Below are 21,657 nucleotides of genomic sequence, written 5' to 3'. Positions count from 1 at the left end.
TATGACTTGCGCCGCGAAGCCTGCGCCAATGTCGGCGACGTTCGAGAACCCGGCCAAAACAACGCTTGAAAACTAGGCCACCCAGACCAGATTGGGTGGGTGATCTCCTTGGAAGATTGGGCGTTGATCAGGCGGCTGGTCGCGGACGGGGTTCCGCAGCGCCAGGTCGCGAGGGACCTCGGTATCGCGAGGGACACGGTGGCTGCGGCGGTGCGGTCGGATCGGCCGCCGAAGTACCAGCGAAGGCCGCAGGAGACGTCGTTCTCGCCGTATTGAGGCGCGGGTGCGGGCGCTGCTGGCCGAGCACCCGTCGATGCCGGCGACGGTGATCGCCGAGCGCGTGGAGTGGTCGGGGTCGATCACCTGGTTCCGGGAGAACGTGCGGCGGTTGCGGCCGGAGCATCGCCCGGTGGACCCGGCCGACCGGTTGACGTGGGCAGCGGGTGACGCAGCGCAGTGCGATCTGTGGTTCCCGCCGCGGAAGATCCCGCTCGAGGACGGCAACAGCGTGCTGCTGCCGGTGCTGGTGATCGTCGCGGCGCACTCCCGGTTCGTGACGGCGAGGATGATCCCGACTCGGAAGACCGAGGACCTGCTGCTGGGGTCGTGGGAGCTAATCCAGCAACTCCGGGCGGTGCCGCGGCGGCTGATCTGGGACAACGAACCGGGCATCGGTCAGAAGGGTCGGCTCGCGCAGGGCGTGTCCGCGTTCGCCGGGACCCTCGCGACGAAGGTGGTGCAGCTGCGGCCCTACGATCCGGAATCGAAGGGCATCGTGGAGCGTCGCAACGGGTGGATGGAGGCCTCCTTCATGCCCGGCCGCACCTTCACCTCACCCACTGACTTCAACATGCAGCTGGCGGACTGGCTGGAGCGAGCGAACGCCCGGGTGGTGCGGACGATCAAGGCCCGGACGATCGATCTGATCGAGCACGACCGGTCCCGGATGCTGCCGTTGCCACCGGTCCCGCTGCAGCTGGGCTGGCGGGAACGAGTGCGTCTCGGACGGGATTACTACGTGCGGCTCGACGCCAGCGACTACTCCGTCGACCCTCAAGCGATCGGCCGGATGGTCGACGTGACCGCGGACCTTGACCGGGTCCGGGTGCGACTGGATGGTCGGATCGTTGCCGACCATCGCCGCATCTGGGCGCGCGGCGCTGTCGTCACCGATCCTGCCCACCGCGAGACCGCGAAGCTCCTGCGGCAACAGTTCCAACAACCGCGACCAGCGGCCGTCGACACGGGCCTGACGAGGGATCTCGCCGACTACGACCGGGCATTCGGGATCGAAGGAGTCGCCTGATGGGCACCTTGAAGACGACCGAGTCGATCAAACAGATCACCTATCTCGCCGGCGCGCTCAAAGCGCCGCGGATCACCGAAGCCGCCGCCCGGATGGCCGACCAAGCCCGCGACGCCGGCTGGTCATTCGAGGACTACCTCGCCGCCGTGCTCGAACGCGAAGTCTCCGCGCGGAACGCCTCGGGCGCGGAGCTGCGGATCAAAGCCGCCGGGTTCCCCGCCCGCAAGACGCTCGAGGACTTCGACTGGGACGCGCAACCCACCGCCCGCCAACAGATCGCAGGCCTCGCCTCCGGCGGGTTCCTCCTCGAAGCGCAGAACGTCGTGCTGCTCGGCCCACCCGGAACCGGCAAAACGCATCTGGCCACCGCGCTCGGGATCGTCGCCGCGAGGCACGGGCACCGGGTGCTGTTCGCCACCGCCACGGACTGGGTCACTCGCCTCACCGACGCGCACCGGCAAGGCAACCTGCCTCGTGAGCTCGCACGGCTCCGCCGCTACGGACTGATCATCGTCGACGAGGTCGGCTACCTCCCGTTCGAGCAAGACGCCGCGAACCTCTTCTTCCAGCTCGTGTCGTCTCGCTACGAACACGCATCACTGATCCTCACCAGCAACCTGCCGTTCTCTGGCTGGGGCGGGGTCTTCGGGGACCAAGCCGTCGCTGCCGCGATGATCGACCGCATCGTCCACCACGCCGACGTGCTCACCCTCAAGGGCGCCAGCTATCGGCTCCGCGGACGCGGGATCGACAGCCTCCCGAGCATCAAGACGCAGGATCCGGCAGACTGAGCAAACGACAACCAGGTGGCCTAGTTTTCGCCCGTCGTTTTGGCCGGTTCTTCAACCGTCGTCGACAGCCAACCCGACTTGGTTCAAAAAAGCGAGAAGCCCTTCATGGTGGGGAACTCATCGCGCAAATCTCGCGCGAGCCGCGCAATCACACTGGTACCCCACGCTTCCTGGGTGCGTCGGATGCGGATGACCTGACCGATGCGCCACCACAGCTGTAACAGCTCATTGTTGCCTTTCGCTGCACACGCAGGCGCGCGCCGTGTCACTGCTTCTTGAGGTTTTCGAGCGTGGCGGCGTAATCGTCGGGCACGAGGTCTGTCGTCACGAGTTCAACCGTATGCGGGAAGCCTTCCTGGATCAGCGACCGAGCTCGGTGCGTTCCATCCGGGGCGATCGCGACCGGTTCGGCCGAGCCTTTACGCTCTGACGCTGCTGCGCCTGCACCGCCGCGGTGGCGGGCTTGCCCTGGCTGACATCGGCCGCCATCTTCGCGCTGATAGCGTCCTCCCCCACACCACGGCGCTGGAGGTCGCTGGCGTCCCTTTCTCGACGTTCCGCGGAGTCGTACAGCGGCTCGGCCTTCTCGCGGGTCGCGTCGGCGCGGTTCTGCTCCCGCTCGGCCTGCACCTGTGCCTGCTCCCGCTCACCTTCGCCGGGGGCGACGTCGGCGCTCGTGCGCGCCGCCTCGGCTGCGCGGTCGGCCGCGTCGGCCTGGCGCGAGAGGGCGACCGCCTCGGCCTGCTCGGTGGCGCTGCGCTGCCGCTCGGTGTCCGACTGCCGGCGCTGCTGCTCCGCCTCGACCGCGGCCTGCACGGCCGCCGGGTCGGCGCCGGTGTTGTTCACGTCGACGCCGTACCGGGTGCGGAGCTCGTCGCGGATGCGGCCTTCCGCGCGCACGGCTTCGGGGTCTTCCGATCCCCACGCACGCGCCGTGGTGAGCGCGCCGCCGATCTGCTCCGGTGTGGCTCGGTCCCACCAGTCGGAGCGGTAGACACCTCCCAGCTCAACGCGAGCTGCGCGCTTCTCTGCCTCGAACCGTGACGACAGCTCGCGGGCTTCCTGCTCGCTGTGCGCCTGTGCTCGTCGTGCTGCGTCCTCGCGGGCGCGTGCGAGAGCTTCACCGATCCGCCCCGCCGCGGTGACGGCGATGCGGAGCTGCCCGTCGAATGCCTCCTGGATGCCGTCGCTTTCCTCGGCCATGAACAGGGTCCTTCCTTATCGCTCCGGGCCGCGATCCGCGCCCGGCTTCGTCGTGGTGCGCGGCCGCGCGGGCTCCACCTGGGGCGGGACCGGCGAGCCGGTGGTCTTGCTGCGGTTCTCTTCCGCGCGCTGCATCCGCTCGAGCGCTTCCTGCACCGATGCGTCGACGATCGCGGCGCGGTCAACCTTCGGTGCGGTCGCCGTGGCGGTCGCCGTGGCGGTCGCCGTGGCGGTCGACGTGGTGGGCGACGTGGTGGGCGACGTGGTGGTCGACGTCGGCGCGGCCACGGGGGCCGCTTCGAGCTGGCGGCGGACGTTCATCACGCGCTCGCGCACGGCGGTGGCGACGTTCGCCGCCTGGCGCGCTTCTCCCGCTGCTTTGGCGGCGTCGTAGACGGCCTGGGAGAGGTTCATGAGCTGGCGCAGGAGTGCCAGCTGCGCCGCCGTCCCTTGGCCGCCTCGCGCGACGCTGGCGAGGAGCATCGTCGCGCCCGACATGGCGACCCGGCCGGCGCGTTGCGGCTTCACCGGTCGACGGTAGGTCTGCGCCGACTTCGCCAGTGCGTCGGATGCTTCGGCCAGGTCGCCCGGCGTCTCCTCGACGGCGTTCGACCATGCCGCGAACGCGCCTGCGGTCTGCCGTGCGACGGTCGACCAGGTGTCGCGGTCGTCGAGCGGGACGGCGCGCAATTGCTCGCGGAGCTCCGCGACTTCCTCGGTGTGCCGATGCCACAGCTCGGGGTCTGGTTCGCGCATCTCGCGACCCGGCGCAACGGGCCGGCGGCCGCGCTTCGCTGCCTGCCACTCGGCGGCCGCGTCGGTCGCTCCCGCCGCGGTGTCGGGCCATCCTTCGCGGAGCCTCGGCAGGGTGAGGTCGCGGCCCATCTGGCCGCCGCCGTACCAGATCGGACGTTCGCCGTTGGAGGGCCGGCTTGCCACCGAGTAGCCGGTGATGACGTCCGTGGTGCCTTCGGCAAACCGCGGCCGCACGAGGACGCCCGAGCGGCGTAACCGGCGCACAAACTCGGCTTCGTTCTCGCTCGCGCCGGCCGCTGCTCGCACGCTGCGCGCGAGGTCGTTGCGGGGTGCGTTCAGTCGCACCTCAGCCGTGATGCGCGCCTGTCGCTCTCTCGGGTCGAGACGGTGCCATTCGGGCTGCTCTCCCCCGATGCGCGCCGCGTGCTGTTCGTACTTGCGCTGCGCCATGAGCGCCGATCGCTCCTCGACGCGCGCCTGCTCCGCGGGGCTGTAGCCGCGCGTCGCGCGCTCACCCTTCGTCGACTCCAACTGCTCCAGGCCGTACTTCACTTCGAGGGCTCGTGCGGCGTTCTGCGCGCGCTGGTAGTCCAGGTGTGTCGATGCTTTGGTGCCGTCCTCGCGGACGAGGTTCACGGCGATGTGCACGTGGTCGTTCCCGGCCTGCGAGAGGCCGTGGCGGATCGCGACCCAACGGCACGGGGACTTGGTTCCGTCGTTGTCGTCGAACCCCATCGCGGACACAAAGTCCTGCGCGATCGCGGCCCACTCCTGATCGGTACGGATGCCCTCCTCGGCGCGCAGCGACAGCGAGGCGTGCCACACGTGCCCGCCCTTCACGTCGACGCCCATAGCGGTGCGCGGCCGGTCCAGGTGCCGCGCGATCGCCTTCGCATTCTCGCCGCTCAACTCGGCATCGTCGTACCACGCCATCAGCGCGTGATCGCCGGCCACCAGGTGCGGCTCCGTGTGCTCATTGTGGCGACCGCCACCGACGAGGTAGGACACCAGGCCGGCCATCCGATCCCCGCGTGTGACGTTCGGCATCATGACAGGCTCAGCTCGTCCACGGCCGCGTCGATGCGCTCCGCGACACGTCGCACCGCGGCGAGTGTGGCGTCCGTCTCTGCCTGCCGTTGACCGGTCGCATTCGTGGCCTTCGCGATCTGGTTGACGTTGTTCGACACGGCGGCCAACAGCCGGTGTAGCTCGAACAGCTTCCCGATCGCGTTGCGCCGCTCTGTGACCGTCTCCCCCGTCTCGGATGCGAGCGTCGTCTCGACCAGCAGACGCGGGATGGTCACCCGCTGAGCGAGCGCGAGGCGCAGCAGCCGGCCCTCCTCCTCGGCCGTCACCTTCACTTCGTGCTTGTGCTGCCGTCCTCCGGGGGCATTCGCACGCCGACGCCGCTCTGTTCGGGGCTCGGTTGCCGTCTCGTCTGACATGCGATCCCCTCCTCCCCGCCCAGCGCAGCGACCCCGCCCCGTGCGGGGACCACACGTCCAGTGTGCCGCACCCGTCGAAGACTGTCGAGAGGAAAGGCCCAGTTAGCCCAGCTAAATGTATAGCTTGCTCCGTCTCAGACTCCATTCGGCTTCGCTCACGTCGACAGACGGGAGTGGTCGGGGCTTCGCCTCGGCGTGCTTTTGATGTGTCGACAGGCGTCGACGTGCGGCGCTGCGCTTCGTACGATGAGTGCATGGCTACGCAACTGACACCAGAGGAAGCAATCGAGCGCGCACGGCGTCTACAGGATGACCGCCTGACAGCGGTTCGTACCGTCGCGGAGGCGCGGCAAGAGCTGACCGATGTGCGCGACGAGACGGCGCGCGAGCTGGCTGATCTACAGGCGCGGATCGCTGAGCGGATCGCGACCGCCGAGCGCGAGGACGTGCGCGCCTATTCGGCCGCTCTCAGTGCCGGATGGTCTGCGGACGAGCTGCGCAAGATCGGGTTCTCTGAGCCCGATAAGAAGGCGCGCACGCGGCGTCGGTCGACGCGCAAGCCGGCGGCTAGCTCGGCACCCGCGGCGGCTGACGAATCGCAGTCGGAGGCTTCTACGGAGGGGTGATCGCGCGCACGGTTCCGGCCCCACGTCCCGCTGTGCGGCGTGGGGGCTTTCGTGTGTCCCCGCGTTGCGGGGTTGCACTCCGCTCCCGAGCCCGTCAAGGGCGCTTCGCGTCCCTTCGGGAGAGCCCTGCGGGCTCCCCTTGACCGGCTCTCCGCTGCGTGCAAGGCGGCAAGTGTTCCGAGAAAGCCGGCAGCTCGGCGTACCGCCGAACTTCCAACTTTCACCGGACACACAACAAGGAGAACGGTATCGAGCGATGAGTGGACCCGTGAGTTTCGCAACGCTCACAACGACACTGCCGACGTCGGACGATGAGCGCGGCCGGCTCCTGCGGAACGTGAGCGAGCGTGACCAACAGCTCTACGATTGCGGGCGCTCCGGCTACCGGCTCGCGGCATCCGTGACGGTGCCAGGGAGCGACGTCGTGACGGTGATCGACACACTCACTCGCGAGGACGAGACGGGGGGCGACGGACGATGACGCGCTCTATCGCCGTGGAGGTCGCACAGCGCATCCGGCGCGCGCTCGACACTCGCGGCCTGACGGTCGAGTGGTTGTCGGACGCGACCGGGATCAAGCTGCGCACGCTCACCCGGCGGCTACACCTGACCAAGCCGGCGGGCCTCACCGTCGACGAGCTGAACGCGATAGCCGCCGCCCTCGACGTCGCCCCGGGCGTCCTGCTCCGCGATGACCAGAGCGACGCTACCGCTGCGTCTGAGTGAGTTCCTGATCCGCCCTGCTCAGCGCTCGGGCAACAGTCGACTTGCCGACGCTGAGCACCGCGGCGATGTGGTCGAGGCTGCGATTCTCGGCACGCATCCGCTGCGCCTGTGCGATCTTCTCCGGCGTCATCTTCGACGGCCGTCCACCGACCCGCCCCTGCGCCTTGGCGTGGGCGAGGCCGCGCATCGTGTTCTCCCGGATCGTGTCGACGCGCAGCTGCGCGAACACGGCGACCATCCCGAACAGCGCACGGCCCATCGGGGTCGTAGTGTCGATCATCGGCTCCGTCAGGCTCTTGATGTTCACTCCTCGTCGGTCGAGGTCGTGCAGCGTCTCGATGATGATCCGCTCCGTGCCTCCCAGCCGGTCGAGGCGGCGCACCAGAAGGGTGTCGCCCTTCCGGAGGTAGTCAAGGCACGCGCGCCACTGGGGACGGTCTGCGATGCGGCTGGACTCGCCTTGGTCGACGAACACACGAGAAGCGCCAGCCGCGCGCAACTCGGCCTCCTGGGCGGCGGGGTTCTGCTCCCGCTTAGACACACGGGCGTAGCCGACGACGTTCGTCATCCCTCAACCTCCTGCTGCTCTCGTGCCCGCCGCTCCTGCTCGGCGGCGAGCTGGTCATAGACCGGGGTGCCCTCCCCGCGCGTGCGCGATCGCTTCACGTCGGATGCTGTCTGCGCGCGCTCGGGCTCAGTCATCTTCACTCCCGACCGCTCCCCCGGTCGGAGCGATAGCCGGCGGTGCCCCGGCGGGCCTGGGTGCCCTGCTGCGGGGTCTGCCTCGTCGCGTCGGCCGCGGAACGCGGGTACGACGCGCTCAGCGCGGAACGCACCTGAGCGGCCCGATCGGAGCTTACCTGCGGTGCGCTGCGCTCGACGGTCACCGCGGCGAACACCGGCACGAGCGACGTCGGGTCGGGCGCGTACGCGTACAGGTCAGGGCGGCTCAGCGCCGATCCCGCGTTCCACCGCTCCGGGCTCACGCGGGCGAAGTCGAACCGGTACGGCGACTGCTCGGCCACGTGCGCCATGAACACCTTCGACGTGCGTCCGTTGCCCTCCCGGAACGGGTGAGCCTGGTTGACGTACGCGAACACGGTCGAGGCGGTCGCGATGAAATCGTTCCGGCTGAGCTTGCCCCAGTCCGCTGACGTGACGAGCTGCTGCACGTCCGACAGATACCGGTCGACCTCGCCCGTCTTGACGTCACCAAAGCCTCGCCCCGGACCCTTCGACATGTTCACGGTGCGGTACTCCCCCGCCCACTCGTAGACGTCTTGAAACAGGTGCCCGTGGATCGCGCGTAGGTGCGCCCCGTCGTACGTTCGCGGCACGTCGGCCTCGCCGTTGCCGAGCTGCACGGCCCGCACGGTCGTGTCGGTGTACTCCATCCGAGCCAGCACCTGAGCGTCGCGCTCGTCGTAGAGGTTGCGGAGCGTCCCGATCCCCGTCAGCGGGTCGATCGTGTCGGGGTAAAAGTACGACTCCCAGCTATCGAACCGGGACGCCACGTCAGCGGCCGGCGCCGACGACGCCGGCAGCGCGGCGAGCGGCAGCGTGGCCACGTCGACGGTACTCCGCGAGGTCGATCGCCCCGCGGGCGTAATCGGTCACGTTCTCGACGTCCTCACGGGTCGGAGTGAACCCCTCGTGCCATCCCGCGGCGAGGGCCTGGCGCACGCTGTCGCGCTGCGTCTCGTCGAGCTGCGCGAACAGCTCCGGCCACTGCTCCTCGACGGTGAACGTCTCAGCCACGATGGGCTCCCTTCGTCTCCCTACAGTCTACCGTTTATCCCGAAAACGGTCTATAGGAGGTTTCGGCACAAGAGGGTTTCGGCACAGGGTTTCGGCACGGCGTGTCGACGTCGCCGCGGTGCGCTCGGCGCTCGTGCCGGAATCGATCGTTATCGGCCCACACAAACCGAGCGCTCACACACCCACTCGCTGCCGTCAGTGGCGGGGATCATGGGGTGGAGGCACCCAGGACAGTTCGGCACGTCCAGCGAGAGGTGTTCCCTCTCAAATCGTCGACGACGAGCGTGGGACACATCATCGTTGCCGTCGAACATGCTCAGAGCTTAGGTCGCTCGATCTGTCGAAGGAGCGCGTTGGCCGGCGCCGGCAGTGATGGCGAAACCGCTGGATGCCTCAGCGTGCCGTTCTAGCGGTTGCCCTTCTGACGATTGTGCGTCGTGCACAGCATCGTCAGATTGCTGATGTCCGTCGCGCCGCCCTTCGACCAGGCCGTGACGTGGTCAGCGTCCATCTCCTTCAGCGACCAGATCTTCGTCGCGTTGGCGTCGCCCGCGAACACGCACGCCGGGCAGTTCGAGGTGCCGGCCGCCTCCGCCGCCGCCGTCTGCTGTGCGTACTTGACCTTCTTGTCCTTATCTTCGAACAGGCGGATGTTGAGCAAGCGCGGCTGCGTCTCGCCGCCGAGGACGTACTCGTACACCCCCTTTCGGTCATGCACGGCACCGCTGCTGAGCAGCTCGCCCACGCGCGCGCTCACGACGCGACCGTTGTAGGGGTTGTTGCCGAAGCGCTCGTACAAATCAGCCCACGCCAGCCCTCTCATCTCTGAGTCGGTGCGCCCCCCGAACGTCGTCTCGACCCACTCGATGACCGTTGTGAAGTAGGCCTGCAGCTCGTCGATCGTCGTGTCGTGCCGATGCAGCGACATATAGTCGTCGATCTCCTGGGCCTTGGATGCGGCGACCCACTTGAGCGCGACCTCGAGGACCTCCTGGCGGAGCGGGTCGCCCTTGACGAAGCTCGCCCACTTCTGCTGCAGCGCGTTCCGCGCGTTCGAGAACTCGGCCTTGGCGAGCGTAACGAACGGACCGGAGTATGCGGCGTTGCGCAGCTCCTGCCGGGTCAGCTCGACGCCTGCGGTGTTGATTGTCTGGAACCAGGCCTTTATCTCGGGCTCGGTGCCCTCGCACACGTAGACCAGCAGCTCGCGGTCCATGATCAGTTCCTTCTCGGTGTCCGACAGCGACGAGAAGTACCGCTCGCGGCCACCGACCTTTACCGCGAACTTGTTCGTCACGAAGCGACCGATCGAGGTGATGCGCTGCTGGCCGTCGAGCACCTCGAGATGCTGCTTGCCGTCGTTGAAGCCCGCGGTCACATCGGTGAAGTAGATCAGTCCGATCGGGTACTCCTTTAGCAGCGAGTCGATGACGGCGCCCTCGCGCGGGGTGTTCCCGTACACGAAGTGTCGCTGATACTCCGGCTGAATCGTCAGCGTGCCCGACAGGCCGTAGAGACCCTTCGCATCGAGCTCGCTGTACTGAAAACCTGTGACGAGGTCGCTGATCTTGATGAACTTCAGCTCGGTCTTCATGCTGTCTCTCTGATCTGGGGTGCGCGGTGGCGAACGAGAACGCGGAAGTAGGGGGACTTTCCCCCGGGCAGGCGTAGATCTTTGCCGTCTCTGCCATAACGGAAGCGCACGATCTCAAACTGCTCGGGGTTGTACTTGCCCAGAAAGGTGATCGGGACACCCATCAGCCCGGGGTAGTCGCTCGGGATGGCGTCCAGCCGCGGAACCTCAATCGCGTCTTCATTCTCGTAACGCTCGTAGCCGATGCCCTTGACGTGAGCGTGCTTGCTGTACCGGATGTTCTTCGCTTCGGACATCAGCTGCAGCGGCTGGTGACGTCGACCGTGGTCGATGTTGGTGAACCAGGCCGAGTTTCCGACCGTCTGATAGCGAACCCCGTCTTCGACCTTCTGGCCGGTGGCTTTGATCGGTGCGTCGTCGGGGATCCGGAACCACATCGAGCCGTTACCGTCGCGGGTCACACCCAGCCACAGATCGTTGTCCTGGATCAGTGGGTAGACCTCCTTGTACGTGATCGCGTTGCTGTTACCGATGACCGAAAACCGGACATCGCCGGCCATCAGCCACGCGACGAACTCACGGAACAGGCTGAACGGCGGGTTTGTGACGATGAGGTCAGCCTCGTCGCGCAGTCCCCCTCGAGGTATTCCCACGTCATGTCGTCGAGATCAACCCGCCCATCCCCATTCAGGTCTTTCGCTTCGAGCACGTACTTCTTCCCGTTCTCGCGAGTCTTCGTCTCGTCGAAACGGGGGTCCTCCATCTCGAACAGCGCCGGAGTGTACGAGGTAGCAAAGGGATTGCTGTTGGGGGCGTACGAGGTGGAGATGAGCTTCTTGAGCCCCAGGAACTCGAACTGCTCGGCGAAGTACTTAGTGAAGTTGCTCCACTCCGGGTCGTCACACGGCAGCAGTACTGTCTTGCCCCGGAACACATCAGGGTTGTACTCGAGGTACGCGTTCATCTCGCGTTCGATGTCCGCCCACAGCGTGTAAAACTCATCGTTGCGCGCGCCCTTCGCAGCTTGCAGGCTCGCACGCTTGCCATTGTCTGCCACCCGATACTCCCCTACGTCTCAGTCAGACACGTTACCGGGGACGGCAGGGAGCCCCCGGTTGCGGACGGGAGTCGCCCGACCTGTCTGGACGCCGAGTTGCTACCTATCCCATCCCGTCCCGCTGGTGTCGGGGGATGGCCTTACGGTCACCGTCGTGGTGCAGCACTGGTCGCCTATGTCGCAGTTGCAGCGCTCCCCCGAGCCGGGGGTCTGGTACGTGTACGACAAGAGCCGGCGCATCGCGATCATTCGCTACGTCGAGGTCCGCGGCCGCCGGCTGCTGCGCTCTGTGACGTTCGATCGTGACCCTGCCGAGCGGCAGCTCATCGGGTACTTCCCGGAGGATGCGATGCGCCTCGCGGTGGAGTTCACCTGGTGGGAGTACATCAAGCACACCGGGCCGCCGACGAGCAACCGGCGGTAGCTACTGCCCGCCTGCTGTCGGGAATGCGTTCTCGTTGCACTTGGGGTCGTTTCGTTGCATTAGTCCCGTTTGTCGTTGCACTGGATGCAGCGAAACGCCGATGCGGCTGCGCTCGCTGCGCTTCCCCAGCGGGAGCATCAGCACCAGGCAGGCAGGCAGGCAGGGTCGCGAGCCCGTAGGAGGCATCCAGGTGCGACCGGTCGACGTCGCGACCCAGATCACGACCAGGCGCCGAGCGCCACCCGGTCGCAGCAGTCGCCGCAGCGGCCCCCGCTGCCGCCGCGGGCCTGACAACTCTGCACGGTCACTGAGGCTGGCCCCACCAACTGGTGTGGGGCCAGCCTCACCCTCAACTGACAGGACTCACCCCAATGCGCTCGCTCTTCCGCTTCCTTCCGATCCTTCTTCCCCTCGCGATGAAGTTCGTCCGCTCGCGCCGCGGCGGACGCTCGTCCGGGGACCAGACCCGCCGCAGCCCACGATGAACGAGCGTGCTGCGGACGATCCGGGCGTCCTCCGGTTCGAAGAGCACCTGCACGTCCGGATCGAGACCTTCCCGAGGGAGACGGTGCGAATTGAGAAAGTGATCGTGACTGATCGGCGCACCATCACCATCGATGTGCGGCGTGAGGAGTTACGGATCACCCGCACGCCCATCCCTGCAGACGGCTCCCCCTCTCCCGCAGTGGCACCGCCCACGCCCCTGCCGATCGTGATGATCCTGAGGCAAGAGCAGCCGGTCATCGCTCTCGAGGTGGTTCCCGTAGAAAAGGTGACCGTGGACGTCCGCGTGGATAGCACCGATCATCATTTCAGCGAAGAGCTCCGCCACGACCGCATCGACGTGGTGAAGCTCCCCCCTCCTTATCTTCCGTGAGGAGGGACCGGGCGGACGCTGAGGGGTGGGGCCGTGACCGGCCTTGCGCGGTGGTCAGCGGATGTGCAGTGCGGCCGGTTGCACGGTCACGGTGAACGCGTGGGTGTCGCCGATCTGTTCGCCATCGACTTCGAACGGGTGGGGTTCGGGGAGGGTCACTTCTAGTTTGCGGGCGCGGGCGTGGGTGACCGCGTCGGTGCTGGTGGTCTCGTCGCTGTTTCCGATAAGGCGCTTCAGACCGTTGTCCCACAGCATCGTCTTCAGCGTTCCCGCCCACTGGCCGATACCCTCAGCGCTGAGCAGCAGATAGTCCAGTTCCCCGTCCGAGGGGTCCGCGTCAGGCAGAAGCGTGAACCCGCCCTGCAGGGTGCCGCAGTTGGCGATCAGCAGGGTGTGGCCTTCTTCGTCGCGGGCGGGCTGGTCATCGGCGGTGATATGGAACGGCACGATGTCGCTGGCGGACAAAGCCCGGCCGAGGGATTCGACGTAGGCGAGCCAGCCTGCTTTGTCTTTGAGATCGTCGTTGGTCTCGGCAATCATGTGCGCGTCGATCCCGAACCCGACCATCACCACGAAACCGTGGCGCTCATGGCCATCCGCAAGCTCGACGTCTACCCACCCCATGTCCACGGAACGCGGTTGCCCGGTGAGTGCGCGCGTGAACGCGGCCGGCAGGTCGTTGAGGGGAATGTCGAGGTTGCGGGCCAGAAGGTTCCCCGTGCCCAGGGGCACGATTGCCAGTTCCACAGACGAGTCGATTCCGGCGAGGTGTTCGGCGACGGCGCGCACGGTGCCATCCCCTCCGGCGACCACGACGAGATCAGGGTTCCACGCGATGGCTTGGGCGGTGGCGTCCCGTCCAGGGTCGTCCTCTGTGGTTTCCCACCAGGACACCTCGGGGGCCGCAGTGTCCGAGAGTGCGGCCCGGAGACCCTCGGCGAGGGCGTCACGGTCGGTTTTCGATGGGTTCCATACGATCGCCAGGCGCCGTGTCATCGCGTTCTCCTCTGTCCGGGATGCCGCGCGAGGGTCGGGCTCGAACGTTCGTCTCGACCCTCGCGTGCGTCGGGTGTCTATTCGGAGTGTTCGTCTTCTTCGGGCTCGAACGTTGACGCCGTGCCGGTGTGTCCTGCGGCGACTCCGCCGGGGTGGTTGGGGATGGTGCCATCCTCACCGAGGCCATCGGGCTTGGTGGTGCCCTCCGGGTCATGGGTGGGGACCTCGATATCCGGACCCTCGAGAGCGTTGTCCTCTGAGAGTGGCTTGTCGTGCTCGGTCATGACTGCTCCTTCATCGGTGAGCGGGTGGGAGGAAGGTAGGAATCTTTCCTCCCACCCGCAGGGATCACTTCAGTTCGTCCTTGACGTTCTCCACGCCCTTCTTCACCTTCGCGTCGGCCTGGTCTGCGACGCCTTCGGCAGCGAGCTTGTCGTTGTCGGTGGCGTTGCCGATCTTTTCCTTGGCCTTGCCAGTGAGGTCCTGTGCGGTGTTCTTGATCTTGTCGTCGAGTCCCATGAACGGGTCTCCCTTCCTCTAACAGGCTCACGCCGCGGGCGCGGCGTGAGTGGTCACTGGTGGTCGTCGTCGATGACGGCGTCTTCGGCGGCGTCCATCGCCGCAGCGCCCTCTTCCGGCGACTCAGAACCCGCGTGAGCAGCGCCGTCGTTCTCCCCGGCGTCGTGATCTTCGCGTGCCTTCGAGCTTTTCTTATCGTGCGGCTGTTCCTGCATGCTCTCTCCTGACTAATCGGTTGCGACCCGCGTCCACGTGCGGTGTCGCCGTTACCGGTGGGTGATGCGTCGCAGTAGCCCGGCGACGGGTCGCTGCTGCTCTCCCTGTTGAGCGCCGAGCACGATGAGCGCACCGGTGAGTGCGGGGAGCACCCACTGCACCACTTGCTGCTGGCGCTGCACCGCAGCAAGTTCGTCGGAGGCGTCAGGGGTCGGTTCGGTGACTCCGTTGCTGCCCTCGTCGGCGTGCTTGCTGATCTTCGCCCCGAGGATCCCGGCGTACAGGGTTGCCGCAGCTGCGGCAACAGCGAGAGCCAGCTTTACTTTGGTGTTGGTTCGCGCCTCGGGTTGGGTTGCCAGCCTGCTCTTGTTTCCCAGGATCAGCCCTGCCCCGCCGGTGCCGTGCACCAGGATCGCGGCCAGCTGGACGGGCGCCCATCGTGCCCACCCAAGCGAGGACAGGCGGAGCCGCTCGGCGGGGTCCTTCGCTTTTGCTGTCGCACCGTTCAGCCCCACCGCCCCCATCAGGGTTCCCCCGAACCAGGCAGCAAGTCCGAGGTCGTGCAGCGAGCGTACGAGCGTATTCCGTGCAGCCATGAGGGGTGTCCTATCTGAGGGAGATTGAGGGGCGGGTGGAGGTCACGCTTTGGACTTGCGTCCAACGATGAAGCCGTAGATGAGCAGGACAAGGATCGATCCGCCGATGGCCAGCAGCCAGGTCTGCAGGGAGAAGAAGTCCTGCAGTGGGGCGTTGAAGAGCAGCCCACCCAACCAGCCTCCGAGGAGGGCTCCGATCACGCCTAGTAGAAGGGTGATCAACCAGCCACCGCCCTGTTTCCCGGGGAGGATCAGTTTTGCGAGAGCGCCGGCGATGAGGCCGAGAAGCAAGAAGCCGAGAAATCCCATGAGATGTGTCCTTTTCGTGAGGGGTCAGTTGCGGCGAGTAAGGGTAGTGATCACAGCGAGAAGTCCAGCGAGGGACAGCAAGCCGAGGGTGACGGTGCGGGTGGGGTTGCGGGCGTATGCGTCCCGCAGCCGGTCGATCCCTGTATCTACAGCCGCCCGCGCCGCCGTGAGGGCTGCGGACATGGTGGCGGCCATGTCCACGGTCGAGGGCTCGTCCACGCCGGACGCCCGTTCCCCACTGTTGTAATCGGGGTCGTTTTCGTGGTGCGCACGCATGAGTTCCTGCCTACCTTGTGAGTGCGCGAGTCAGCTTCCGGCTGCCCCGTTTACTCGTCGCGCGGGCTGTGCGGCGCGCGGAGCGCACCCCAGGTGTGTTCCACGCCTTCTTCGCGTTCTTCTTGATGGTGCGGTAGCGACCCCGTCCGGCACGGGCGCCGAGGGTGTACGCGCCGAATGCGATTGCCGCGAGGAGCAGGATCCTCAGATAGGTCATGGTGTTCTCTTTCACGCCGGGCCGGTCAGGTCAGGCGTCGTTGATCGTGGGCGAGTTTCGCGCGCAGCCCGGAGTGCACCGAGATGTAGGTGGGGGTGTTCTTCCCGGTCAGGGTGGCGAGGTTGCTGACCAGTTGGTCGACGTCTTCCACGACCTGCCTTGGCGAGGTGTTCTGCCGGGGGGTGACGCTCACGTGCATGACCGGATGTTTGCGGATGTCGTTCGCCGTCACTGAGGAGAACAGGATCTCGTCCCGCTGCGCGAGGGAATGCTTGAGCGCGTCGGAGACGAACGCTTCCTGCACGGTGACTCGCCCCAGGGAGGACTGGGATCCGGTGGAGCGCAGCACGGTGTGGGTGCGGCCGCCGCCGATGCGGGTGAGCGCGACGATCAGCAGGATCACGAGGAGCGCGATCAGTGCCAGCGCGGCGATCGCGATCCAGCTGATCGCGGTCGCCCCGATCAGGGTCTGGTCGACCGCGGTCTCCAGCCAAGACTGTCCGGCTTCGGTGGCTCCGGTCCAGTAATCGGTCGCGGCCGGCCACACGATGATGGTGACCAGCACAGCACCGATAGCGAGGAAAAGGAGCCCGACGAGGAACAGGACGATCCTGTTCAAGGCACGGTTGGTGCGGTTCATTGCTCGTCCTCGTTCTGTTTCGGGCGCACGACCCGCACCCGTGACTTGATCGATGGGGTGAGCTCGTAGCTGTCCAGCTCGGTCTGCACGATGTTTTTCAGCGGTGCTTCATCCAGCGGGATACCCAGGCCCGGGCGGAGGGTGACGTCGGCGGTGCGGTGCGAAACGCCGACGGTGATGTCGTCGCGGGAGAGCCCGGTCTCCTCGCTGAGGTGCTGCGCGAGAGCGGAGGCAATCACCCCGTTATCTACGAGCACTGCCCGCTCTCCGAACCGCATACGGTGCTTAGGCAGCTTACCGGGGGCCAGAGCGAGGAACAGGAACACGAATCCGACGATCGCGAGGACCACACCGGCCAGCACGACAAGCCAGCCCGGGCGTTCGGTGGGAAGCCCGATCAAGAATCCGGCCTGCGCGGCCGGGCCGAGCAGCAATGCGGGCTGGGCGAGAAGGTACAGGACGATTTCGGTACCGAGGTAAGCGAGAACGACGATCATCAGTACGACGGCGACGATCATGGCGACGGTGCGGGGGGAATGGGATTCCCGGCGCAGGACGCGTTTGAAGGCGGGGGTGCTCATCTCACTCGTTTCTGGTCAGCGATCACAGCACCGGTGATGGTGATGTTCACCCGGGTCACCTCATGTCCGGTGATCTGCCCGATCCGGTCCCGCAGCAGCTCTTGGATGCGAGCAACCCTTTCCAGCACCGGGGCGCCGGCGGTGATCGCGGCAGTGTCGTCCAGATTGGGGATGGGAAGCGGGGTGCGGATGGTGACCGTCATCCCGCCGCGCGCTTCGGCAACGTCGACCTTCACCTCTCCGCGGTCCACCTTCAGGATGGTTGCAGTGGCCTCTTCGCTGATTTTGATTAGGACGCGGTCCTTGACTGTGATGCGGCCGGGGTGGGCGGGGATCGCGTTCGGCGCCCCGGCGGCGACCCGCTGGGGGTCGCCGCCGTCCCGGCCGGCTCCAGGTGCACCCATTACGAGGTGCGCCGGCCGGAGAACGCGTTGGCCAAGCCGCGCACGTCGAGCTTGCCCGATGCGACCCGGCCGAGCAGCGCCCCGATCCCCATGAACAGGGCGACCAGGAGGAATCCCCAGAACCCGAACAGGATGATCGAGACGGCCAGGATGGCGCCCAGGAGAGCGCCGGTGATGGTCGGGCTCATGAGACGCGCGACTCTTCCTCATTCTTGTCGTCCGAGGGCAGGTGCACGTCGTTGACCTCGACGTTGACCTCGACGACCTCGAGTCCGACCAGCGAGCTGATCGCACCGGCAACGGCGGCGCGGACGTTGGAGGCGACGTCCTGGACGGGCATCGGGTACTCGACGACGATGGTGATGTCGGCGGCAGCCTGCGTCTCGCCGACCTCGACCTTGACGCCCTGGGACTTGTCGTCCGCGTTGATGACGTTGCGGATCGCGCCGAGTGCGCGGGCGCCGCCGCCGCCGAGTGCGTACACGCCGGGAACCTCACGCGCGGCGATGCCAGCGACCTTGGCCACGACACCGTCGGCGATGGTGGTGGTGCCGGCTGCGGACTCGTCACCGGCGGGGCGCGGGGCGAAGGAGCGGTCCACGCGGGAGCCGGTGGCCGGCTTGGGCGTGGCGGGAGCGGTCGTGGGGGCGGTGGGGTTCAGGTCTTCAGCCATGGGATTCCTCTAACGGTTGTGACGGGGTACGCGCGGCCTGGTCGGTCGCTGCGTCGCGCGATATACTCGCGCTTACAATGTAAGAGTCGCCTGCGGGCACATTCGTCACAAATTCGTTGAAAGAATTTTCTTGCGACATGAGTTCACGGCGCGACACTCCCTCCCCCGACCTGGATGAGATCTCCGACGAGATCCTCGCCGAACGGGCTATCAGCGGCGACGCGGCCGCATTCGAAGCCCTCATTGCCCGGCATGGTGCGTTGATTCGCGCGTACGTCTCTCGCATCGTCGGATCTCTCACCGACGCAGACGATGTCACCCAAGAAGCCTTGTACACCGCGTGGCGACGGCTTCCCGAGCTGCGTGACCCGGCGGCGGTGAAACCCTGGCTGATGCGGGTCGCCAGCAGGCACGCGTTCGCGCACCTCCGCCACCCGCCCCCCACCGAGGCTCTCCCGATCCTGGACGCCGCCTACCCCTCCACCATGGAGCCGGAGAACGTCGCTGTTCGCAACGCGCAACTGACGGCCCTGGCCGATGCGCTCGAGGCCCTGCCCGAGCAAGAAAGGCGATGCTGGCTGTTGCGGGAGGTCGGAGAGCTCAGCTACGACGACATTGCAAAGGAACTTGGTATCCCTCGATCGACCGTTCGAGGCAAACTAGCCAGAGCCCGCGCAAGTATCTACGCGCAGATGGAGGGATGGCGGTGACCGACACCAGCACCACCCGCGCCCTGGACTGCGGCAAGACCATCCAAGAGCTCAGCGCCTACCTCGCCGCCGACCGGATCCCGTTCGACCCCACCATCGAGACCTGCCCCGAATGCCTCAACGCCCTCCACGCCCTCGCCCAAGTCTCGCAACTGTCCCGCGACCTCCTCGAGGATGACGCCGCCCACCTGCCCCCACCCCCGGCGGGATGGCTGGACACGATCATGACCAATATCCACAACGACGTACGTGCGGGTCGGGCTCTGCCGCTGCACCATCCCGACCCGCGGGTGAGGATGAGCGTCACCGAGGGCGCGGTCCGGGCGCTGCTCCGCTCCATCACGGATCAGATCCCGGGAACCGTGATCGGAAAGTGCCAGCTCGACGGGGACGCCGAACAGCTAGACGCGCCGGTCATCGTCAGCGTCACCCTCAGCATCGCCTGGGGTACACCGATGACCCCCACCGCACACGACGTCCGGCAACGCATTTACAACGCGCTCTCCGAACACACCCACCTCAACGTCACCGCCGTCAACGTCACGATCGAAGACATTCACGGGCACGACACCGCGCCGAAGGAACAGCAATGACCGCCGAATCCCCTGCCCCCGAGCACCCACCAGCGGCAGCGCTTGACCCGGATACCCTCACCGGGGCCATCCGCGACGTCAGCGGGGTGAAAGACCTCTTCGCGCCCGCACCGACCATCAACCAAGTCCCGCACCTTATCAGCGCGCTGGCCACCGGGCAGGACGAACGCTTCAACCGTGTTGACGTCTCCACCCGCAACGGCACCACGACAGTCACCGCGCGCATTGGTGTCAGCAACAACGTCCCCGCCACCGAGACCGCTCGCCGCGTCGCCGACACTCTCCTCGAAAGCGTGGGGGACCTATCCGACGCGATCATCACCGTCCAGATCTCCCGCATTGGCTGAGAGGCAACCGGGAAATGGTTCGCACCGACTCGGAGTTGTGCATGCGCTGCGGGCATGACCGAGAGGAGCATCAAGGCGCCTGCGGATCCGACCTGTTCGCTGGACGCACATGGACCAAGTGCCCCTGCTTTGGGTACGTCGAGTCCACTGAATAACTCAGAGATCACTCGAGAGGATCCGCCCGCCGCGCCATCTCGGTCGCGTCTATGGTGGGCTCAGGCCGGCCAGGCCAACTTCACACCTGGAGGTGCGCATCGTGGCGCAGACCAAGACAACCAAGAAAAAGACTGCCAAGAAAAAGGACACGAAGAAGAGTTCCGAGAAGGCCGCGAAGAAGGCCCTCTCCCGCGCGAAAAGGGCGGTACGCGAGGCGCGCAGCGCGGTCGCTCATTCATCCAAGAAACTGCGAAAGCGAGCTGACAAGCTCGCCAAAGAATCCGAAGAACTTTCCGCCGCACACGCCGCCGCCACCCGCCGCGCGGACGCATCCCCCTCTCTCCGCGCTCCCCAGACACCATCACCTGTGACCGTCGACGCGTCCCACGCGGACACATCGCCACGAAACGGGCGAACCGGACGCACGTCCGCGCACTCCTCACCCACACTCGTCGAACTACGAGCCCGCGCGAAAGAACAGAAGATCACCGGGTACTACCGGATGAACAAAGCCACCTTGATGGCCGCGATAACCCCGCCCTCCTGACAGGACAGATCCCCCTCGCACGCGAACCCCGCGCTACGGGGTGATCTGCCGGTCGATGAAGGATGCCATGCCGGGGACGGTGAACGCGACGACCCCGTATTCGGGGGCGTAGATGAGGCCTTTCGCGATCAGGTTCGCGCGGGTGGGTCCCAGGGTGGTGATGTTCTTCCCGAGCCGGGCGGCGACCTGCCCGGACCCGCTCCCATCGTCTCCGTCCGCAGCCATCGCACGCAGGTACTGCTGCTCCCCTGGGGTGGCGCGGTCCCACCGGGCACGGAAGAACCCGTTATCCAGCTGCGCCGTCCCCCGCGCGACACCGAGCTGCGCATCGGCCTCAGTGATTTGGGGGCCGGTCGCGGCGGCCCAGGTGTCTTGCCCGAACTGTTGCAGGAAGTACGGGTAGCGGCCTGATGCGGCCACCACCACGTCAACCGCGTCCTCATCCCAGGTGGCGTCCTCCGTCGCCGCGGCAATGGTGAGGGCAGCGCCGGCGGCGTCGAGGGTAAGTTGCTCGACCTTGGCGTACTGGAACCGCTCCGCGTAGGACTTCGCTTCCGCAAGGATCCTCGGCAGGCTCGGCAGCCCGGCGAACCCGAACAGCACCGGCCAACTGTCCTGTGCTGCGGCGTGTGCGATCATGCACAATGTCGTGAGCTCCTCAGCGGACAGATCCTGGGCTTCATCGATCAGGATCGCCACCCCGACGCCGTCGTCTTCGGCAGCGTCGGCGAGGTCATGGATCAGTTTCCGCAGATCCGTGTCGAGGATCCCTGTGTCGGCTCCTCCCCCACTGGCGCCAGACAGGTCCACCCCGAATGTCCACGTCCCGGCGGTGTCGTAGGACGCTTTGAAACTCAACGCGGTCTTCAACGCCTTCAAGATGCGCGTCCCTGCGGAGGGGCGGGCGAGATCGGTGAGCGGCTCGTACAAGGCCTCCCCCAGCAACTGCCGCAAGTTCTTGCCGGACCCGCCTTCGATCTGCGCGACCACCCACCCGCGCTTGGCCGCGTTCCGACGAAACTCCGACAGCAGCACGGTCTTTCCCACCCCGCGTAGCCCGTACAGCACGAACGGTTGATCCGTCCGGCCCGCCTCCGCACGCCGCAGCGACGTCCCCCACCCCTTCAAGGCGTCATCGCGGCCGACCAGCGCGGCAGGTTTCCGCCCGGCGCCGGGCGAGTAAGGGTTGCGGACTGCGTCCATGCTCACACTCCGAATGTAGGAACATCTACCAGGTTATAGCGGATCACTACAACCTGTCATAAGTTCCTTCAACCGTCGATGAGGTCGACGTGCAGCACAGGACACATGGGT

The 21,657-nt window shown here is 66.6% G+C and carries 32 protein-coding genes and 2 pseudogenes; 10 read left to right on the top strand and 24 right to left on the bottom strand.

Annotation, left to right across the window (positions count from 1 at the left end; genetic code table 11):
* The first annotated feature begins 99 nt into the window (after nucleotides 1-99).
* Both istA and istB read left to right on the top strand, forming a co-directional pair.
* Nucleotides 100-1,306, top strand: a pseudogene (gene istA / locus MA875_RS16300) (IS21 family transposase).
* Nucleotides 1,306-2,097, top strand: coding sequence for an IS21-like element helper ATPase IstB (gene istB, locus MA875_RS16295; RefSeq protein ID WP_248243306.1), 792 nt, complete (start codon nucleotides 1,306-1,308; stop codon nucleotides 2,095-2,097). Before istA ends, istB begins: the two are co-directional and overlap by 1 nt.
* 83 nt (nucleotides 2,098-2,180) lie before the next feature.
* On the opposite strand, the gene MA875_RS17950 is transcribed toward istB, so the two are convergent.
* The 4 genes from MA875_RS17950 to mobC all read right to left on the bottom strand — a co-directional run bounded on the left by MA875_RS17950 (nucleotide 2,181) and on the right by mobC (nucleotide 5,411).
* Nucleotides 2,181-2,366, bottom strand: a complete 186-nt coding sequence (locus tag MA875_RS17950) for a DUF1016 N-terminal domain-containing protein (protein WP_372492606.1) — start codon at nucleotides 2,364-2,366, stop codon at nucleotides 2,181-2,183.
* Between the two features lie 91 nt (nucleotides 2,367-2,457).
* Entirely contained in the window at nucleotides 2,458-3,300 is an 843-nt protein-coding gene (locus tag MA875_RS16290) for a hypothetical protein (protein ID WP_248243305.1), read from the bottom strand.
* Between the two features lie 15 nt (nucleotides 3,301-3,315).
* Nucleotides 3,316-5,103 (bottom strand): relaxase/mobilization nuclease domain-containing protein, encoded by a 1,788-nt coding sequence (locus tag MA875_RS16285; protein WP_248243304.1) that lies wholly within the window; start codon nucleotides 5,101-5,103, stop codon nucleotides 3,316-3,318.
* Nucleotides 5,103-5,411 carry a plasmid mobilization relaxosome protein MobC gene (gene mobC, locus MA875_RS16280; RefSeq protein WP_248243303.1) on the bottom strand — a complete coding sequence of 103 codons (309 nt, stop codon included), beginning with the start codon at nucleotides 5,409-5,411 and terminating at the stop codon, nucleotides 5,103-5,105. The genes MA875_RS16285 and mobC overlap by 1 nt, the downstream gene beginning before the upstream one ends.
* A gap of 344 nt (nucleotides 5,412-5,755) precedes the next feature.
* On the opposite strand from mobC, the gene MA875_RS16275 reads away from it, so the two are divergent.
* Together MA875_RS16275 and MA875_RS16270 are read left to right on the top strand one after the other, a co-directional pair.
* Nucleotides 5,756-6,127 carry a hypothetical protein gene (locus MA875_RS16275; RefSeq protein WP_248243302.1) on the top strand — a complete coding sequence of 124 codons (372 nt, stop codon included), beginning with the start codon at nucleotides 5,756-5,758 and terminating at the stop codon, nucleotides 6,125-6,127.
* A 477-nt stretch (nucleotides 6,128-6,604) separates the two neighbouring features.
* Nucleotides 6,605-6,853: a helix-turn-helix domain-containing protein gene (locus tag MA875_RS16270; protein WP_248243301.1), complete on the top strand. Its 249-nt coding sequence runs from the start codon at nucleotides 6,605-6,607 to the stop codon at nucleotides 6,851-6,853.
* Here the strand turns inward: MA875_RS16270 and MA875_RS16265 are convergent.
* The 6 genes and pseudogenes from MA875_RS16265 to MA875_RS16240 all read right to left on the bottom strand — a co-directional run bounded on the left by MA875_RS16265 (nucleotide 6,834) and on the right by MA875_RS16240 (nucleotide 11,262).
* Nucleotides 6,834-7,421 carry a recombinase family protein gene (locus tag MA875_RS16265; RefSeq protein ID WP_248243300.1) on the bottom strand — a complete coding sequence of 196 codons (588 nt, stop codon included), beginning with the start codon at nucleotides 7,419-7,421 and terminating at the stop codon, nucleotides 6,834-6,836. The two genes, MA875_RS16270 and MA875_RS16265, sit on opposite strands and share 20 nt — an antisense overlap.
* Complete coding sequence (locus tag MA875_RS16260) at nucleotides 7,418-7,555, bottom strand: hypothetical protein (protein WP_248243299.1); 138 nt, start codon at nucleotides 7,553-7,555, stop codon at nucleotides 7,418-7,420. Before MA875_RS16260 ends, MA875_RS16265 begins: the two co-directional genes overlap by 4 nt.
* 2 nt (nucleotides 7,556-7,557) lie before the next feature.
* A complete protein-coding gene (locus MA875_RS16255) occupies nucleotides 7,558-8,421 on the bottom strand; it encodes a Fic/DOC family protein (protein ID WP_248243298.1) in 864 nt (287 codons plus the stop codon).
* On the bottom strand, nucleotides 8,369-8,611 hold the full coding sequence (locus tag MA875_RS16250; RefSeq protein WP_248243297.1) for an antitoxin VbhA family protein: 243 nt from the start codon (nucleotides 8,609-8,611) through the stop codon (nucleotides 8,369-8,371). The genes MA875_RS16255 and MA875_RS16250 overlap by 53 nt, the downstream gene beginning before the upstream one ends.
* 406 nt (nucleotides 8,612-9,017) lie before the next feature.
* Nucleotides 9,018-10,205, bottom strand: a complete 1,188-nt coding sequence (locus MA875_RS16245; protein ID WP_248243296.1) for a GmrSD restriction endonuclease domain-containing protein — start codon at nucleotides 10,203-10,205, stop codon at nucleotides 9,018-9,020.
* Nucleotides 10,202-11,262: pseudogene (locus MA875_RS16240) on the bottom strand (adenine-specific methyltransferase EcoRI family protein). The gene MA875_RS16245 and the pseudogene MA875_RS16240 overlap by 4 nt, the downstream one beginning before the upstream one ends.
* A gap of 124 nt (nucleotides 11,263-11,386) precedes the next feature.
* Here MA875_RS16240 and MA875_RS16235 point away from each other — a divergent pair.
* Nucleotides 11,387-11,686: a hypothetical protein gene (locus tag MA875_RS16235; RefSeq protein WP_248243295.1), complete on the top strand. Its 300-nt coding sequence runs from the start codon at nucleotides 11,387-11,389 to the stop codon at nucleotides 11,684-11,686.
* 481 nt (nucleotides 11,687-12,167) lie between these two features.
* Nucleotides 12,168-12,563, top strand: coding sequence for a YsnF/AvaK domain-containing protein (locus tag MA875_RS16230; protein ID WP_248243294.1), 396 nt, complete (start codon nucleotides 12,168-12,170; stop codon nucleotides 12,561-12,563).
* A gap of 54 nt (nucleotides 12,564-12,617) precedes the next feature.
* Here MA875_RS16230 and MA875_RS16225 read toward each other — a convergent pair whose 3' ends face one another.
* The 13 genes from MA875_RS16225 to MA875_RS16165 form a co-directional block, all read right to left on the bottom strand.
* Nucleotides 12,618-13,559: a diacylglycerol/lipid kinase family protein gene (locus tag MA875_RS16225; RefSeq protein WP_248243293.1), complete on the bottom strand. Its 942-nt coding sequence runs from the start codon at nucleotides 13,557-13,559 to the stop codon at nucleotides 12,618-12,620.
* Nucleotides 13,560-13,636: 77 nt separating this feature from the next.
* Entirely contained in the window at nucleotides 13,637-13,843 is a 207-nt protein-coding gene (locus MA875_RS16220) for a hypothetical protein (protein ID WP_248243292.1), read from the bottom strand.
* Between the two features lie 64 nt (nucleotides 13,844-13,907).
* Nucleotides 13,908-14,078 carry a CsbD family protein gene (locus MA875_RS16215; protein ID WP_248243291.1) on the bottom strand — a complete coding sequence of 57 codons (171 nt, stop codon included), beginning with the start codon at nucleotides 14,076-14,078 and terminating at the stop codon, nucleotides 13,908-13,910.
* A gap of 53 nt (nucleotides 14,079-14,131) precedes the next feature.
* Complete coding sequence (locus MA875_RS16210) at nucleotides 14,132-14,293, bottom strand: hypothetical protein (RefSeq protein WP_248243290.1); 162 nt, start codon at nucleotides 14,291-14,293, stop codon at nucleotides 14,132-14,134.
* A 51-nt stretch (nucleotides 14,294-14,344) separates the two neighbouring features.
* On the bottom strand, nucleotides 14,345-14,890 hold the full coding sequence (locus MA875_RS16205; RefSeq protein WP_248243289.1) for a hypothetical protein: 546 nt from the start codon (nucleotides 14,888-14,890) through the stop codon (nucleotides 14,345-14,347).
* 42 nt (nucleotides 14,891-14,932) lie between these two features.
* Nucleotides 14,933-15,199: a GlsB/YeaQ/YmgE family stress response membrane protein gene (locus MA875_RS16200; RefSeq protein ID WP_248243288.1), complete on the bottom strand. Its 267-nt coding sequence runs from the start codon at nucleotides 15,197-15,199 to the stop codon at nucleotides 14,933-14,935.
* 24 nt (nucleotides 15,200-15,223) lie between these two features.
* A complete protein-coding gene (locus MA875_RS16195; protein WP_248243287.1) occupies nucleotides 15,224-15,394 on the bottom strand; it encodes a hypothetical protein in 171 nt (56 codons plus the stop codon).
* 91 nt (nucleotides 15,395-15,485) lie between these two features.
* A complete protein-coding gene (locus MA875_RS16190; protein WP_248243286.1) occupies nucleotides 15,486-15,692 on the bottom strand; it encodes a hypothetical protein in 207 nt (68 codons plus the stop codon).
* Nucleotides 15,693-15,717: 25 nt separating this feature from the next.
* Nucleotides 15,718-16,332 carry a hypothetical protein gene (locus tag MA875_RS16185; protein WP_248243285.1) on the bottom strand — a complete coding sequence of 205 codons (615 nt, stop codon included), beginning with the start codon at nucleotides 16,330-16,332 and terminating at the stop codon, nucleotides 15,718-15,720.
* Nucleotides 16,329-16,913 (bottom strand): DUF2189 domain-containing protein, encoded by a 585-nt coding sequence (locus MA875_RS16180; protein WP_248243284.1) that lies wholly within the window; start codon nucleotides 16,911-16,913, stop codon nucleotides 16,329-16,331. The genes MA875_RS16185 and MA875_RS16180 overlap by 4 nt, the downstream gene beginning before the upstream one ends.
* Nucleotides 16,910-17,317, bottom strand: coding sequence for a hypothetical protein (locus tag MA875_RS16175; protein WP_248243283.1), 408 nt, complete (start codon nucleotides 17,315-17,317; stop codon nucleotides 16,910-16,912). The genes MA875_RS16180 and MA875_RS16175 overlap by 4 nt, the downstream gene beginning before the upstream one ends.
* Complete coding sequence (locus tag MA875_RS16170) at nucleotides 17,317-17,505, bottom strand: DUF2273 domain-containing protein (RefSeq protein ID WP_248243282.1); 189 nt, start codon at nucleotides 17,503-17,505, stop codon at nucleotides 17,317-17,319. The genes MA875_RS16175 and MA875_RS16170 overlap by 1 nt, the downstream gene beginning before the upstream one ends.
* On the bottom strand, nucleotides 17,502-17,990 hold the full coding sequence (locus tag MA875_RS16165) for an Asp23/Gls24 family envelope stress response protein (protein WP_248243281.1): 489 nt from the start codon (nucleotides 17,988-17,990) through the stop codon (nucleotides 17,502-17,504). The genes MA875_RS16170 and MA875_RS16165 overlap by 4 nt, the downstream gene beginning before the upstream one ends.
* 137 nt (nucleotides 17,991-18,127) lie before the next feature.
* Between MA875_RS16165 and MA875_RS16160 the strand changes: the two genes are divergently transcribed.
* The 4 genes from MA875_RS16160 to MA875_RS16145 all read left to right on the top strand — a co-directional run bounded on the left by MA875_RS16160 (nucleotide 18,128) and on the right by MA875_RS16145 (nucleotide 20,343).
* Entirely contained in the window at nucleotides 18,128-18,700 is a 573-nt protein-coding gene (locus tag MA875_RS16160; RefSeq protein WP_248243280.1) for an RNA polymerase sigma factor, read from the top strand.
* Nucleotides 18,691-19,293 carry an Asp23/Gls24 family envelope stress response protein gene (locus tag MA875_RS16155; protein ID WP_248243279.1) on the top strand — a complete coding sequence of 201 codons (603 nt, stop codon included), beginning with the start codon at nucleotides 18,691-18,693 and terminating at the stop codon, nucleotides 19,291-19,293. The genes MA875_RS16160 and MA875_RS16155 overlap by 10 nt, the downstream gene beginning before the upstream one ends.
* Complete coding sequence (locus MA875_RS16150; RefSeq protein ID WP_248243278.1) at nucleotides 19,290-19,640, top strand: hypothetical protein; 351 nt, start codon at nucleotides 19,290-19,292, stop codon at nucleotides 19,638-19,640. The genes MA875_RS16155 and MA875_RS16150 overlap by 4 nt, the downstream gene beginning before the upstream one ends.
* Before the next feature lie 256 nt (nucleotides 19,641-19,896).
* A complete protein-coding gene (locus MA875_RS16145) occupies nucleotides 19,897-20,343 on the top strand; it encodes a Rho termination factor N-terminal domain-containing protein (protein WP_248243277.1) in 447 nt (148 codons plus the stop codon).
* A 33-nt stretch (nucleotides 20,344-20,376) separates the two neighbouring features.
* Here the strand turns inward: MA875_RS16145 and MA875_RS16140 are convergent, their stop codons facing one another.
* Nucleotides 20,377-21,546: an ATP-binding protein gene (locus tag MA875_RS16140; RefSeq protein ID WP_248243335.1), complete on the bottom strand. Its 1,170-nt coding sequence runs from the start codon at nucleotides 21,544-21,546 to the stop codon at nucleotides 20,377-20,379.
* Between the last annotated feature and the right edge of the window lie 111 nt (nucleotides 21,547-21,657).

Source organism: Microbacterium kunmingense, assembly GCF_023155745.1.
Taxonomy (GTDB): Bacteria; Actinomycetota; Actinomycetes; order Actinomycetales; family Microbacteriaceae; genus Microbacterium; species Microbacterium kunmingense.
The sequence above is the reverse complement of the archived record's forward strand: the minus strand, read 5'-3'. Positions and strand labels throughout refer to the sequence as shown.

Bases quoted from the DNA above. Each gene is read 5' to 3' on its own strand.
- MA875_RS16230 (WP_248243294.1), top strand. From the start codon at position 12,168: ATGAACGAGCGTGCTGCGGACGATCCGGGCGTCCTCCGGTTCGAAGAG.
- MA875_RS16155 (WP_248243279.1), top strand. From the start codon at position 18,691: ATGGCGGTGACCGACACCAGCACCACCCGCGCCCTGGACTGCGGCAAG.
- MA875_RS16275 (WP_248243302.1), top strand. From the start codon at position 5,756: ATGGCTACGCAACTGACACCAGAGGAAGCAATCGAGCGCGCACGGCGT.
- MA875_RS16165 (WP_248243281.1), bottom strand. From the start codon at position 17,990: ATGGCTGAAGACCTGAACCCCACCGCCCCCACGACCGCTCCCGCCACG.
- MA875_RS16185 (WP_248243285.1), bottom strand. From the start codon at position 16,332: ATGAACCGCACCAACCGTGCCTTGAACAGGATCGTCCTGTTCCTCGTC.
- MA875_RS16225 (WP_248243293.1), bottom strand. From the start codon at position 13,559: ATGACACGGCGCCTGGCGATCGTATGGAACCCATCGAAAACCGACCGT.
- MA875_RS16150 (WP_248243278.1), top strand. From the start codon at position 19,290: ATGACCGCCGAATCCCCTGCCCCCGAGCACCCACCAGCGGCAGCGCTT.
- MA875_RS16175 (WP_248243283.1), bottom strand. From the start codon at position 17,317: ATGGGTGCACCTGGAGCCGGCCGGGACGGCGGCGACCCCCAGCGGGTC.
- MA875_RS16140 (WP_248243335.1), bottom strand. From the start codon at position 21,546: ATGGACGCAGTCCGCAACCCTTACTCGCCCGGCGCCGGGCGGAAACCT.
- istB (WP_248243306.1), top strand. From the start codon at position 1,306: ATGGGCACCTTGAAGACGACCGAGTCGATCAAACAGATCACCTATCTC.
- MA875_RS16285 (WP_248243304.1), bottom strand. From the start codon at position 5,103: ATGCCGAACGTCACACGCGGGGATCGGATGGCCGGCCTGGTGTCCTAC.
- MA875_RS16180 (WP_248243284.1), bottom strand. From the start codon at position 16,913: ATGAGCACCCCCGCCTTCAAACGCGTCCTGCGCCGGGAATCCCATTCC.
- MA875_RS16245 (WP_248243296.1), bottom strand. From the start codon at position 10,205: ATGAAGACCGAGCTGAAGTTCATCAAGATCAGCGACCTCGTCACAGGT.
- MA875_RS16220 (WP_248243292.1), bottom strand. From the start codon at position 13,843: ATGACCGAGCACGACAAGCCACTCTCAGAGGACAACGCTCTCGAGGGT.
- MA875_RS16210 (WP_248243290.1), bottom strand. From the start codon at position 14,293: ATGCAGGAACAGCCGCACGATAAGAAAAGCTCGAAGGCACGCGAAGAT.
- MA875_RS16290 (WP_248243305.1), bottom strand. From the start codon at position 3,300: ATGGCCGAGGAAAGCGACGGCATCCAGGAGGCATTCGACGGGCAGCTC.
- MA875_RS16200 (WP_248243288.1), bottom strand. From the start codon at position 15,199: ATGGGATTTCTCGGCTTCTTGCTTCTCGGCCTCATCGCCGGCGCTCTC.
- MA875_RS16270 (WP_248243301.1), top strand. From the start codon at position 6,605: ATGACGCGCTCTATCGCCGTGGAGGTCGCACAGCGCATCCGGCGCGCG.
- MA875_RS16170 (WP_248243282.1), bottom strand. From the start codon at position 17,505: ATGAGCCCGACCATCACCGGCGCTCTCCTGGGCGCCATCCTGGCCGTC.
- MA875_RS16265 (WP_248243300.1), bottom strand. From the start codon at position 7,421: ATGACGAACGTCGTCGGCTACGCCCGTGTGTCTAAGCGGGAGCAGAAC.
- MA875_RS16195 (WP_248243287.1), bottom strand. From the start codon at position 15,394: ATGGCCGCCACCATGTCCGCAGCCCTCACGGCGGCGCGGGCGGCTGTA.
- MA875_RS16260 (WP_248243299.1), bottom strand. From the start codon at position 7,555: ATGACTGAGCCCGAGCGCGCGCAGACAGCATCCGACGTGAAGCGATCG.
- MA875_RS16205 (WP_248243289.1), bottom strand. From the start codon at position 14,890: ATGGCTGCACGGAATACGCTCGTACGCTCGCTGCACGACCTCGGACTT.
- MA875_RS16160 (WP_248243280.1), top strand. From the start codon at position 18,128: ATGAGTTCACGGCGCGACACTCCCTCCCCCGACCTGGATGAGATCTCC.
- MA875_RS16190 (WP_248243286.1), bottom strand. From the start codon at position 15,692: ATGACCTATCTGAGGATCCTGCTCCTCGCGGCAATCGCATTCGGCGCG.
- MA875_RS16215 (WP_248243291.1), bottom strand. From the start codon at position 14,078: ATGGGACTCGACGACAAGATCAAGAACACCGCACAGGACCTCACTGGC.